The following is a 12,308-nucleotide window of genomic DNA, read 5'->3' on the forward strand; positions in this document are numbered from 1 at the left end:
TTTCCTCCGCCTCCAGCAGCCAGTCGGTCGTCACGCCNAGGGCCTAGGCAATGGCCCGCAGTTCAAAGTCCTGCACCATCCGCAACCCGTTTTCGATTCTGGAGATGCAATCCCGCTCCAGGATAACGCCGCTCACCTGCACCCGCGCCGCCAGGTCCGATTGCGTACACCTCTGCCGCGTCCGCTCCTGTCGTATTCTCTCGCCCGATACGTTCCGTTGGCCGTTGTAACTAAACGCTTTCACCCTTCCACCCCCAAATTAGTGTGGCGTATTACAGATTTTTGTTTGACATTACCACATTATAGGCGTATCATTGTGGCAATATCCCACTTGTGGTAATACCGCACATATTTTAAGGGATTGGAAGGAGACGCAGGACAATGAAAAATTTTGGGAAGTTGTTTGCGCTGGTCGGCCTTTTGGTCGCGGTCTGCTGCATGGTTGCCGGATGCGGTGGCAGGAGTAGTGAAACCGTCGTTACCCCTCCCGCCGAACAGTCCGCCCTTGTTGAATCTGCGCACGAAATCCCGGAGGAAACTCTCAATGCAATCCGCCGGGAACTGCGCGGATACTTTTACAACTTCGACGACAATTCAATCATTTCCGTTTCTGATTGCAACGGCTCGCTTGATATTGGTCTTTACTATGCTGGTATGGTTTTGCGTGTTCCTTTTCCAGATTATGTGAACGCGCTTTCCGTCCAGTCCACAGAACTTGCGGCAGAGTATGGAGAGGATATATATAAAATCAGCGTCCAGTTTACCGGCGGGCATGGCAAGTCCATAACTTGGGATAGTAGCGACGGAGTTTCCGGCGATTTGACCGACACATACGAGGATGTGTTGTCTCTTTCCGGCCAGACGGTCGATGACCTTGTGGAACGGTACGGCTGTATGAACTGGTTTTACGACCTGTCTGACGACGCAACGCAATCCAGCGCTAAAGGCAATGCCTCTTCTGCGTTTGGCGATAAGTTGGATGTATTTCAAGGCACCTGGGGGAACGATGGTCCATGGCAGATTGTTGTTTGCCTGGAAGATGTCTACTTTGTGTGCTATGACAAGGGTAATATAGTCGAGGTTAAAGAGTACCATTTCTGCTTTTATGGCACGGACCGTCTTGCTATCGCGATAGGAAAGACACCTAAATACCTATTTTCCATAGACGATTCTGGGAAATTAGTATCCGAAAAAATAACGGATTTTACTCCCATCGTAAACACCTACGAAAAAATAAGCGACGATACGAGCGTTCCCGCACAATAAAAAACCCCCGGTAGCAGGCCCGCAAAGGACCCGCCGCCGGGGGATTTCTCTNGACCGAATTGGTCTATTCGCCAGTGCTTTCCAGTTGCCCGGTGAATGCTACAGGCATTCCCAGCGCCAACGGTGCTTCATTCTTCTGCTTGCGGACCTCTGCTNCCATCCTGTTCGTCAGGTATTCCTTGATGTCCCCGTAGGCCCTTTCGATAAACTCCTGTGCCGNCGGGCNNATGGACATAAGGCNGNCGGTCAGCGCCTTTTGCGCGGCCTCCTTCTGCGCCTCGGCATCAAACTTTCCGGCGTTTTTCAGCGCGTCCACATAGGTTTGATTGGTTGCGGCCACAGCAGCGGCGATAGCCTCCGCCGCCTCCGTGATNTAGGTCTTGGCTTGGATGCTCTCAGTGTTCGCCGCCGCGTTCTCTCCCACTTTGCGGATAAGCACGACGATGTAGGCGGTCAGCACGGGGACCGCCGCCGTGATAACGGCAAAAAACAATTCCTTCAAAAATTCCTGCATGATCGTTTCCTCCTAATTTTTACTGCTTCCGCAGGTATTGACTGCTCATAAATCCGGTATAGGTCACGCCGTTGTACGTCACCTGGACATACAGCCATTTCACGCCGCCGGACAGCGTGTAATAACCGTAGTTGCGTACCTTCGTCCCGTTCGGCAGGACGGCAAGGCTGGCCTTGCCGGTTCCCGCTCCGCTGCGGATATGTAAGCCGCTGGCCGCATTCACGACGTAGGTCCCGGCCAGCGGCTTGTCCAGGGACCGGGCGGCGTCCGCCGCTTTCTTCTCCGTGACGGTCGGCTTTGCGGTCTGCGCTGGGGCGGCAGGCGCGGCGCTGGCCGTCCCGCTCCCANACTTCGGCACGCCGTAGCCACGGATGTACGGGCCATTCACAGCCAGCGTCCGCCGTTTCACAGCGTTGGAGTAGTTGCCCTCAATCACGGTAATCGTCTGGCCGCTGACCTTCTCCACGATGCCCACATGGTCCGCCGCGCCGGTGTTGTCCGTGTCGGCGTAGTTGGTTCCGTNCTGCCAATCGTAGAAGATATAGTCGCCGNGGGCGGGCACNTAGGCGTCATTTTCCTGCCAGCTCCCCAGGGCCTTAAACAGCGCGATATGCTTTTCACATCCGCACTCCGTCGGGATAATACCNGTCAGCCCGGCGGCGATTGCAACGGCGCTGGCAAACGTACTGCACCATGCGTCGGTGTATTTTACCGCATAGCCCCTGGCAAGGGGCTTGTGGCTGTTGTAAAGGTCGATAATTTTCTTGTGGCTCCCGTCGCGCTCATTGCACCCGATGTAGCTCTGCGCAATCGACACGACCTTTGCCCGCTCTTCCTGTCCTGTCATAGCGTCTCCTTTCGCAAATTTGTCATAGTATACCCGCCCGTACTGCGCCCGTTTCAGCTTCACCGCCTCCCCCTGGTTGGCGGGCCGCTCAAACTGGAGCAGTACCACGTTCGATGCGGTCTTGACANCGGTTGCCGTCACAAGCACATAATGCACGAGCTTGTAACTCTCGCGCAGTTCATGTACCAGGAAAGCAAGCTGTGTCTCCAGGTCCCCCACGGACTTCCCCGCCGCCTTGGCAAAGGCCAGCAGCGCGGCCTTGCGCGTGTGGTAGGTCCACTGTGCCAGCCCATACCCGGCGCTGTCCTTGGCAAAGTTGGTATAGGCCCCGCTGTCCACCGCCGCCGTGTAGGCGGCGTCCGTGTACCCCAGCTTCTTTTCGTAGGTGTTCTGGAGGTTGGTAGGAATCAGCCCGCTTTCCGCGTAGAGATTGCCCATCAGCCCCGCCGCGCCGCAGGCGTTCATGCCCGCCGCCGTCAGGTAGTTCCAGATTTTTTCCTCGTTGGTTTTTCCGGTCAGCATTTGTAAAGCTCCCTTCTATCCCGTGCCCGGCGGCTCCTGGTCCTCCGTCCCGCCGCCCTTCCGGCTCGTTCCGAACAGCTTCCCTTCGTTGTGTTCAAAGATGTTTTCCAAGACCTTCAAAAAGCCCGCGCCCAGGATGGTTTGAATGGCTGGTTCCGACAACTCCGACATGGTGTAGACCTGCCCCAGCCAGACGGTGGAGTAGATGGCNANACCGTAGCTNGNGCATACCCACACCAGAGCAAAAAATTGTGTCGTCACAAAGAAAAATCTTGTGGCGGAACGCAGGATGCTTGGCCGCTCATAGCCCGCCCGCAGCTCCTTCACCCGGCGGCGCAGATGTCGGATAGTCGCCGCGCTGAACACGATGCCCAAAGCAATACCCACCACCAGGGCGGAGACAGCGACAACCGCAATCTTCATGGCTGCACCTACTCTTCCTCTTCGTGGGCCGCTTGGTTCAGATGCTTTTCCAGCTTGTCCAGCGCGGCGGTCACTGGTCCNTNGCACCCTTGTTCTTTCAGCCCCTTCAAGCAGGCCAGCACGCCATAGCAGATAAGCGTCTGCNCCTTGCGGATGGCGGCAAGCTCCTTGTCCTGCTTCTTCTGCCGGTCCACAAACTTGATGCACCACACCACCACCCCGCCGATACCGCCCAGCGCGGCCAGNACCGCCGAAATGGTGATGATGGTGTTTGCGTCGATGTACATTGCTCACGCCTCCAAATTGTAGTTTGGGGCCGTCTCCGGCGTGGAGGCGGCCCCGGCTGTCCTGGTTACAGTTTCACTTCCAGGTCCTCAAGAATCTGCTCGACCTGCTCCCGCAGAATGGCGGGAACCTGCTCCAGCGTTTTCTTGCCCTTGATGATAAGGGTCGCGTACACGATAGCCATACCGTTTTTCTCCTTTCCCATCAGAATATCCAGCAGCCACAGACGGACCCTACTCATGGTCCTGCTCCGCCAGCAGTGCCTCGACCTCCGCCCGGATGCGGGCGGGAACGTCGTCAATGGTTTTCAGGCCCTTTTGGATAAGGGCGGCGTACACCAGTGCCATGCCTTGCGGTTTCCGCTCGTCAGAGCGGGGAGCAAGGCGGCTATTTTTNTCTGCCATTACTCCATGCCTCCAATCATCTGCTCGTACACGTCGCACAGCGCCAGGTTTGTGTTGTCCACCTGTTCCTCCAGCGCCGCAATTTTCGCCCGCAGTTCTTCGTTCTCGCGGGTAAGCTNCTCATTGCTCTTGCGCTTGTTCATTTCCTTGATGGAATCCTCGCGCCTCTTTACCATTACTGGAACCCTCCTTGCACAGAACTGATGTAGCCGCCTTGGCCGGACGGCCCCCGCTTCGCGCTCACGCGGAAGTTGAACGCAAAGCCCTTGGCGGCGGTTTCATTCTCAAANACATGGTTGCCGCCGTTGCGGACCTCCATGGTGCAGTCCTCCCACACCGGCGCGTCGTCGTTGCCGTTGTTGGTCACTTCCACGGTGTAGTCCGCGTCTGCCGGGATGTCCCCGGCCACGGACAGGACGCAGATGGTGATTTTGTCGTCTGCCGCCATAGGCTCGGCCAGGGTGATTGTCGCCTCTGTGACCTCCTTGGTAAAGGTCAGCTTGTGGGTCGTGGTGGCCCGCCCGTCGGTGGCGCTGGCGGTCAGGGTGTGCGCCCCGTTCAGCAGCTTAAAGAACGTGTCGCCGGTCACGGCAAAGGTGTTGTTCCCGCCCAGGTTGGCGGAGAACGTGCGCAGCGTCACGCCGTCGATGGCCTCCGTCACGGTCACGGGGTCGCCGTCCTCGTCGTTCACGCTGTAGGGGATGGAGAAGCCCGCGTCCTTGGTCCCCAGGTCGGACCCGCTGGCCGTGTCGCAGGAGACGGCGGGCGCGCGGTTGTTGTTCACCGGCTGGGCCGTCCCCGTGGTGTAGCCGCTGGTGGCGTTGTAGGCGTCGTAGGACCGGACCCGGTAATTGACGCTCTGCCAGCCCCGCGTGATGTTGTCCGTGTAGCTGGTGTCCGCGCCCTTGTAGACCTGCGCCCAGTCGCCGCCGTCCACCTGCCGCTCCAGCTCATAGCCGGTCAGGTTGTTGTCCGGGTNGCTGGCCGCGCTCCATGTCACCGTCAGGGGATTCCCGCCCAGCACCTCCGCCGGGACCTGGATGCTGGCCGGGGCGGCGGGGGCGTGGTTGTTAAACACGCTCACCTGTGCGCTGTTCCGGTAGGTGCTGTAAAGCCCCTCGCTGTCGTAAGNCTTTACNCNGTACATTNCNGTNGCNCTGNCCGCCGGTACGGTGNTGGTGGTGCTGGTGGCGCTGCCCTGGTAAACCTGGGTCCACGTTCCGCCGCCGTCGGTAGACCGCTCCACCACATAACCTTCCAGGTTATTTTCCTTGTCGGTGGCGGCGGTCCACGATACCGTGATACTCTTTCCGCCCTCTACGCTGGTGGGGATGTTGATGCTGGCGGGCGTAGTCGGGGCCGTGTTCGTCTGTACGGAGCCGTCGTCAGAGACCAAGAGAGAAGAGGGAAGTATCAAAGCGGGGCGGATGCCATACGTGCCGGAGCAGCCGTCGCCGTTCCAACTGCCATTGGAGTTCACGAGCTGCGCGAGCGCCGCACCGAGGCTGGAGTAGCAATAGGGGCAACGGAGCCACCAGTACGACGCGGAACCGTTCAGCTTCGCAACACGCTTTGTCTCCGCGTTCGTGTCATGAAGCCCCTTGAAGTAGTCCAGCTCTGCGCCCAATACCGGGATGTAGCTGTGGGCCATGCTGACTTCCGTGCCGGATAGCAGGAAGATTTTGGCGGACAGGCCGTTGGCCCCGTTGTTGACGTTCGTGCCGTAGCCGGAACCGGGGCGGTAGGGAAGTTTGACCTGCTTGATTTGCGCCTGGATGNTGGCGTCGAACAGGGCGAGGAACTGATTGTTCAGGTATGCGTGGATGGTGCTGGCGGCGTAGTCGTTGACGTTGGAGCTGTGCCACTGGCGGTTTTCGTAGATGTCCTCCATCAACAGCCATACGCCGTCACAGCTTGCGTCGTAGGCGGCGCTGGGCTTGCCTTTGTGGACCACGATGNANTTTCGCGCCGTGCCGCCGACTTTCAGCTTGACGGTAGAGCCGACGGCCTTTGCGCTCAATGCGACAGATGCCATAAAATTTCCTCCTGTTTTGTTATTTNCCATGTTTTGCGGTTGCCGCGTAAGCGGCGAGCAAAACGGTGGTTTTGAATTACCACGNCGGTATGTCGTCCGNGCGCGNTCCTTCCNTCGCTGNCCGNGCAAAAGAAACCGGCACACCCTTTTTCTTCTGGATGCACCGTTGCTGTTTCGCCCTCCTGCGGATGCGGGCCTCTTTGGTGGAGTTGATTTTCCTGTGGATTTTCGGCACTTCCCCGATGATCTCCCCCACCTGTTCGGCGTACTTCTGCCGTAATGCGNGAGTGTCGCCGTGGGCCGCGTGTGCGTCCCACCCTTGAAATTGGTCTATGATTTTCTCNTTGGTAATCTCTCCGGCGGGGTATGCCGCCCTCCAGTAGCGGATGCGTGCCTGGATTCTTTCAATCCCATCCTTGCGCAGCTTTTGGACGCAGGCCCCGGTTTCGGTCAGGTAACTATGAAAACCCAAAAGGTCGATACCGTTCCGCAGCGGGAAGATGCCCGTTTTCTCGTTCAGCTCCAGCCCCAGGCTATCTATCCATTCCCGGATTTCAGCAAGGAGCTGTTGCGCCGCTTCCTTCGTCTGGACGATGATATAAAAATCGTCCATGTATCTCCCGTAGGATTCACAGCCCTTTTCCTCTTTTATCCAGTGGTCGANCTCGTNCAGNAACAGNAGNGCGAAAAGCTNGNTTGTCTNGNAGCCCAGCGGCAGGCCGTCCGATGCGTCGATGTAGATACAGAGCAGGTCGTACAGCTCCATATCCAGGCCCCGCCGGATAAACAGCCTTTTCAGCGCCCGCTTTAGTCTCCTGTGGTCGATGGATGCGAAAAAGTGCCGGATGTCTGCTTTGACCACCCAGCCCTCCGCCGTACCGTACCGGCGGTAGTATGTGACCATCTGGAGCTTTAAGCGTGCAAGNCNGTCGTGGGTCCCCTNGCCCTTCTGGCTGGAATAGTTGTCCCGTATGAAGCCCTTGGTTATTGCGTCGTACAGGATGTTGTCGGTGGCGGCGTGTAGCACCACCTTGTCCACAAACGCCGGAGCTTGTACGTCCCGCTCCTTCGGTTCGTACACCTTGAAGATTTCAAACTTGCTTGGCCGGTAGGTTTTGGTCAGCAGGAGCCGCGACAGCTTTTCCGTGCAGGCCAGGGCGTTTGCCTCATATTGGGCGGTTCCGGCCTTTCCCCGTTTGCCCTTCCGTGNCGTCAGGTACGCCTTATACAGCGTTTCAAACTGGCACATTTNTTCGTAGGTCATGCCGTGAATCACCTAAAATCTTGGCTGGCCGGGGATAGGGGGAGGTCGGCCAGCCCATGCCTAACACCGGCCCGCTCCCCCACGGCAGCGGTCTGCGTCCCATCAAGGACGGCCCGCCTCGGTGTGATGTGTTTGTCGTCTGCCCGCGCGCAGGCGTTCGACAGGATGCGGCCCCCTTTGATGATGGTGTACTGTGTTCGCCTGTTCCCAGGCTACTAATTCTCACGGTCCATCAGAGCGGGGCGGATGCCATACGTGTTGGAGCAGTTGTTGTTGTTCCAACTGCCATTGGAGTTCACGTTCTGCGCGTTCGTCGCACCGTTGCTGGAGTTGCAATAGGGGCAACGGAGCCACCAGTTCGACGCGGAAAAAATACGGGCCGCACCCTAACACAAGGCGGATGCCTCCGCCGAGTATCTAAATTCTGTTTGGCTGAACCTTTCTTTCGGCGTTGTACTGGCTTATCGCGGTTTTCACCACGGCAACCTGCCTGGCGTCCTCTTCCGCCTGCTTCTCCGCCTCCAGCTTCTTTGCCCGTGCGCCGTCGTTCTTCTTCCACGACGCCGACATATACTTCACGTCCAGCACCTTCTTTGTCCAGACCTTGCTTTTCTCCAGAGAGATAACGCCCATGTCCAGGCAGATTTGAATGTACTCCAGCATGAGACTACAGCCATCCAGGATTTGCCCGATCAGTCGCAGGCGCTCTTCGTACTCAATGACGAACATTTTCCCGTTGGCCGCGTGGATGTCCCGGACAATGGCCTTTGCGGTTTNCCGCATATCCTCGCCGNAGCAGCGGTACGCGGCCTTGGTAAACCCCTGCTTGTCCTTTCGGTCCAGGTAGCCTATCATCTGGCCGCATACCTGCTTCACATCCCGGATGTCGTCAAGGGCGGCGATTTTCTGTAAGATTTTCCGCACGTCCCGCTGGCTCACATCGTCCGTGACTATCTTTGTCGCCTGGTTGGTGTAGGTCAGCAGCTCCCGCGCCTTATTCCCTAAGANGTATTCCTTGTCAGCCACGCCCGCACCTCCGGTCAGGGCACCGCCCATTCCGCGCTGCGTCCAGGTCCTCCGGGTCGCCCACGAAAAGGCAATGCTCCCGGTAGACGAACAGCATAGCCTCCCGCCCGCTCGGCGCTTTCCCGCACAGCGTCAGCGCATCCGGGTTGTCTGGCTCGCTACACGGCGGCTCNAGTTCGGCAAACAGGTTGCCAATCNGGCAGGACAGTTGCGCGGTCGGTACGGAAAATTCCCGCACATCGTTCATCAGAACTCCACCCGCTTCAACGTCTCGTTCCATACGCCCGTCACCACCAGACCGGACATATCGGANANGGACACCGTGAAGGGGTTGCCGTTGACCTGTGTGCGNTACATCAGCTCCAGCAGGCCCAGCCGTGCGTCCACATCGGCCAGGGTGGTTTCCGCGTTTCCCAGCGCCCCCAGCAGGTCGCGGACGGATTTTCCATCCTCCACCGGATTCCAGATATAGCCGTCCTCGTTGACCTCGACGCACTCAAATTCCGCCCCGGTTTCGGAGTTGATGTAGTGCTGGCCCTTCTGGCCCACCGTCTCCACGGTCGGGTCGCCCGCCTGGATGATGGTCCCGCTCCCGTTCAGGGCGGTTTCGATTGCCAGCATCCGCGCCGCCAGACTGTTATGTGCGCCGGGGTCCGCATTGTGGGCGGCAATGGTCCGCTCCAATACCTCCCGCAGATAGGCGGCGGTCACGATACCGGCGGCGGACACGCTGACTTCAAAGCGCCCGTTGTTGGTAATGCCGATCATGCAGTACAGCTCCAGGAGGAAACTTGCATCCATAGCCGCCGGGATGGTGACGCCCTTCTCGTCCTGCATGATGAACAGCAGCTTCATCTTGGCCCTGATTTCCTCCGGCGCGTCCTCGTCCTTCTTCACATCCAGGGCCGCGTACACGCCCACCTGGTTCAGCTCGTACTCCTCCATGACGGTTGCGTTCTGGACCTGCACCTGGACCGTCTTGCCGTCCGTGCTGTCCTCCTCGCCCAGCAGGTAAAGCTCCTGTCTCGCGTCCACAAGGCCGGTCTGCTCCGTCAGCAGCTCCTTATCCACCGTCCCGGTGCCGCCGAACGCGGCCACGATGCAGATTTTCCTGCCCGCCATCCACTCGTTGAGCATTTCCACGCCCTCGTTTGTAACGGCAGCGTCTTTCCAGTGTGCCATAGATTTTTACCTCCCTGAAATTGTTGTTGGAATATAGACAGTCATACGTTGATAACTGTGGAAAACCCCAGCCGCTCCAGCCGTCGCGGCCCTGCCGGTTGGGACCTTTACCCGCCTTGTGTCCAGCTTCACCGTCGCCCGCTCGATGCTCCCGATGCAGCCGGTGGACACCGCCCGGTCCGCCGCGCCCTGCGGCCTGGTGAGGGGCGGCACGTCCACCGCCCCATCGACCCGCTGCCGGTATCCGGCGAACGCGCCCCCGGCGGTCAGTCCGGCGACGGCCCCCGGCCTTTTCAGCGGCGGCACCCGGACAGTCGCCCGGTCTGCGCTCCTGCTCCCAGCGAACGCGCCACCGGCAACAACGGCGGTCCTCCCGCCCGGCCTGATAAGCGCCGGGACCTTGACCTCCGCCCGGCCCACGCTCCGGCTTCCGACTAACCCGCCCCCGGCAATGGTGATAACCTCGCCGCCCGGCTTTTTCAGCGGAGGCACGCGGATTTCTGCCCGGTCAATCTCCCGGCTTCCTACAAAGCCGCCTCCGGCCAGCGCCCAGGACTTTTCCGGCACCAGGAAATAACGCACGCCGTCATTATGGGACCGCAGGGATTTGTAGAAGTTCAGCCGCTCCAGTACCCGCTTTTGCCTTGTCCGGTCCCCGCTGTCGCTGGTAATGTCGATGTTCAGCCGGAAGTGATACGGCTCCCCGCCGTANTCGAACCACTCTTCCACGGTGGTCAGCGGGTAGATTGCCCGGATAGCAGTCTCCACCGCCGCCTTTGTTCCCAGTATCTTGTGTACCCGCCAGCTCCCTTTCAGGGTCCGGCGCTTCTCTTCGATGCTGTACTCCGGGTCCCACCAGTCCACCTTGAAGTCCCGCGCCAGAATATCCAGCACGGTTTCGTCCAGTCCGTCGATGTTGGAGATAATGCGCACCCGGTCAATCTCGGCCAGCCGCGCGGCCATAGCCTCGGCGTCCGCCGCCGCCCGCGCCATCATGGCCGGGTCACGGGTCAGCGCGGGCGGTACGATCAGCAGAAGGTTTTCTTTGGTAATACCCAGCCCTGAATCATTNATCCTCGTNCCCTCCGTTGATGATCTCCGGGGGACCGGCCAGTCTGGCTAATTGGGGGACCGTCTTATCGCTTCCATCCTGCAATGAGGTAAAGGCCGGTTCCTCCAGCTCCACCCGCTTGATGCCCGTTTCCATCAGCATAGAGATAAGCCGGGACGGGTTGATGTCCCTGCCCAGCTTCGCGCATTGCCAGGCCGTGTACTGCTCCACCTTCTCGCGCACCGCCGTCTCCAGCGCCTCGCCGCTGATTGCTGCGCCCTCCTGCGTGTAGAAGGTGAGGCGCACATTGTACTCCACGTCCTCCGGGTCCTCCACGGAAACAAAGTCCGTCAGCGGGCGCACATCGTCGGCGCTGCACGCCGCCAAAACCCGCTCCTTCATTTCCTCTGTGGCCGGTGTGCCGTCGTCCATCAGGACGTACAGCTTCACCACGCCCGGCGTCGGGGACGCCGCGATCACGTCCGCTATCTCGGTGCTGACCTGCTTTGCAAAGTAGATGTACCCGCCCCGCGCCCCGGCGCAGCTATAGCCGTCCATACTAAGGCGCAGCAGNTCGTNAAATTCCTCGTCCGTCGCCGCGTCCGCTCCGCCGTCCGATTNGGTCAAGTTTTCGCAGGAGAGGAAATAGGCGAACNGGTCAATGATGGAATTGATCTGGCCTTTCACATATCCGTTTCCCCGCTTCCCCCTTGTCTGGCACTGGACCTTTGTATCCTCGTATTCCTCCCCGATGTTCACATACACGTCCTCCAGCGTTTCCCATACAAGGGTCTGCCTTGCGTCCGTTACGCGGGTCCCCTTCGGTATCAGCACAGCGAACGCCTGCGGCTCGGAANTGGTGAAANGCATGGTACAGGTCGCGGCCTTGGCCTGCGGTCGCTCATGGGTATAGAACAGCTCCGCCAGCGCGTCCAGGTTTTCCCCCACCGCCCGGCTGGGGATATTCTGGTTGGCCGTGTAGTTGGTCAGCACTCGTTCCAGTGTGATTGCCTCCGCCATCCACTGGATAAAATGCCGCTCCGGGCTTGCTGGCTGTACGGTTACGCCCATGATTTCCTCATAAATGGCCGTCAGCCAGATAATGATGTCCTCCGGGTCCGTGGGGATAAACTTGTATTCCGCCCCTCGGCTCACGCTGAATCACCTGCCTTGATTTCGATTTGCACAGTAAAGGCCAGCTTCCCCGGATTGGACGGGTCAAAGAACAGGGTCATATCCTTGTATGCCGCGCGCGGCTCCCATTCCTCGATTGCTTCCTTTACCGGGATAACGGCCATGTTTTTTGCAACGTTCATCGGCTTGTCAAGAAAGCTCATGTCCAGGCCGAAACTCCGGTACATGGGAACGCTGCCCTTCGGCGTCGCCAGAATGACGGCCACATTGCGCAGGATTTCCTTTACCCGGTCCTCTTCGTTCAGTTGGATGTTCGCAAGGTCCGTCGCGGAAACAGTGTACTCCATCCTCTCGC

At 59.1% G+C, this 12,308-nt stretch carries 12 protein-coding genes; 1 reads left to right on the plus strand and 11 read right to left on the minus strand.

Annotated elements, in window-relative coordinates; all coding sequences use genetic code 11:
• Positions 1 to 43: 43 nt before the first annotated feature.
• Complete coding sequence (locus JX325_RS00100) at positions 44 to 244, minus strand: helix-turn-helix domain-containing protein (RefSeq protein WP_204789150.1); 201 nt, start codon at positions 242 to 244, stop codon at positions 44 to 46.
• A 137-nt stretch (positions 245 to 381) separates the two neighbouring features.
• Here JX325_RS00100 and JX325_RS00105 point away from each other — a divergent pair, with 137 nt between their 5' ends.
• A complete protein-coding gene (locus JX325_RS00105; protein ID WP_204789151.1) occupies positions 382 to 1,266 on the plus strand; it encodes a hypothetical protein in 885 nt (294 codons plus the stop codon).
• 533 nt (positions 1,267 to 1,799) lie between these two features.
• On the opposite strand, the gene JX325_RS17680 is transcribed toward JX325_RS00105, so the two are convergent.
• The 10 genes from JX325_RS17680 to JX325_RS00145 all read right to left on the minus strand — a co-directional run bounded on the left by JX325_RS17680 (position 1,800) and on the right by JX325_RS00145 (position 12,300).
• Positions 1,800 to 3,149 (minus strand): phage tail tip lysozyme, encoded by a 1,350-nt coding sequence (locus tag JX325_RS17680; RefSeq protein WP_243413829.1) that lies wholly within the window; start codon positions 3,147 to 3,149, stop codon positions 1,800 to 1,802.
• A gap of 431 nt (positions 3,150 to 3,580) precedes the next feature.
• Complete coding sequence (locus JX325_RS00120; RefSeq protein ID WP_204789152.1) at positions 3,581 to 3,859, minus strand: branched-chain amino acid ABC transporter permease; 279 nt, start codon at positions 3,857 to 3,859, stop codon at positions 3,581 to 3,583.
• A 65-nt stretch (positions 3,860 to 3,924) separates the two neighbouring features.
• Positions 3,925 to 4,098 (minus strand): CD1375 family protein, encoded by a 174-nt coding sequence (locus JX325_RS00125; RefSeq protein WP_160572448.1) that lies wholly within the window; start codon positions 4,096 to 4,098, stop codon positions 3,925 to 3,927.
• Positions 4,091 to 4,261, minus strand: coding sequence for a CD1375 family protein (locus tag JX325_RS17685; RefSeq protein WP_243413830.1), 171 nt, complete (start codon positions 4,259 to 4,261; stop codon positions 4,091 to 4,093). The genes JX325_RS00125 and JX325_RS17685 overlap by 8 nt, the downstream gene beginning before the upstream one ends.
• A 175-nt stretch (positions 4,262 to 4,436) precedes the next feature.
• Positions 4,437 to 6,296 (minus strand): DUF6273 domain-containing protein, encoded by a 1,860-nt coding sequence (locus JX325_RS17690; RefSeq protein WP_243413831.1) that lies wholly within the window; start codon positions 6,294 to 6,296, stop codon positions 4,437 to 4,439.
• A gap of 76 nt (positions 6,297 to 6,372) precedes the next feature.
• Positions 6,373 to 7,560, minus strand: coding sequence for a reverse transcriptase/maturase family protein (locus tag JX325_RS00130; protein WP_204789153.1), 1,188 nt, complete (start codon positions 7,558 to 7,560; stop codon positions 6,373 to 6,375).
• Positions 7,561 to 7,775: 215 nt separating this feature from the next.
• On the minus strand, positions 7,776 to 7,934 hold the full coding sequence (locus JX325_RS18585; RefSeq protein ID WP_374220570.1) for a DUF6273 domain-containing protein: 159 nt from the start codon (positions 7,932 to 7,934) through the stop codon (positions 7,776 to 7,778).
• A 1,840-nt stretch (positions 7,935 to 9,774) separates the two neighbouring features.
• Positions 9,775 to 10,731, minus strand: coding sequence for a phage tail protein I (locus tag JX325_RS00135; RefSeq protein ID WP_204789154.1), 957 nt, complete (start codon positions 10,729 to 10,731; stop codon positions 9,775 to 9,777).
• A gap of 103 nt (positions 10,732 to 10,834) precedes the next feature.
• On the minus strand, positions 10,835 to 11,974 hold the full coding sequence (locus tag JX325_RS00140) for a baseplate J/gp47 family protein (protein ID WP_204789155.1): 1,140 nt from the start codon (positions 11,972 to 11,974) through the stop codon (positions 10,835 to 10,837).
• Positions 11,971 to 12,300 carry a GPW/gp25 family protein gene (locus JX325_RS00145; protein WP_204789156.1) on the minus strand — a complete coding sequence of 110 codons (330 nt, stop codon included), beginning with the start codon at positions 12,298 to 12,300 and terminating at the stop codon, positions 11,971 to 11,973. The genes JX325_RS00140 and JX325_RS00145 overlap by 4 nt, the downstream gene beginning before the upstream one ends.
• Between the last annotated feature and the right edge of the window lie 8 nt (positions 12,301 to 12,308).

The sequence above is a fragment of the Oscillibacter sp. CU971 genome, assembly GCF_905219725.1.
Classification (GTDB): Bacteria; Bacillota; Clostridia; order Oscillospirales; family Oscillospiraceae; genus Oscillibacter.

Bases quoted from the DNA above. Each gene is read 5' to 3' on its own strand.
- JX325_RS00105 (WP_204789151.1), top strand. From the start codon at position 382: ATGAAAAATTTTGGGAAGTTGTTTGCGCTGGTCGGCCTTTTGGTCGCG.
- JX325_RS00125 (WP_160572448.1), bottom strand. From the start codon at position 4,098: ATGAGTAGGGTCCGTCTGTGGCTGCTGGATATTCTGATGGGAAAGGAG.
- JX325_RS00145 (WP_204789156.1), bottom strand. From the start codon at position 12,300: ATGGAGTACACTGTTTCCGCGACGGACCTTGCGAACATCCAACTGAAC.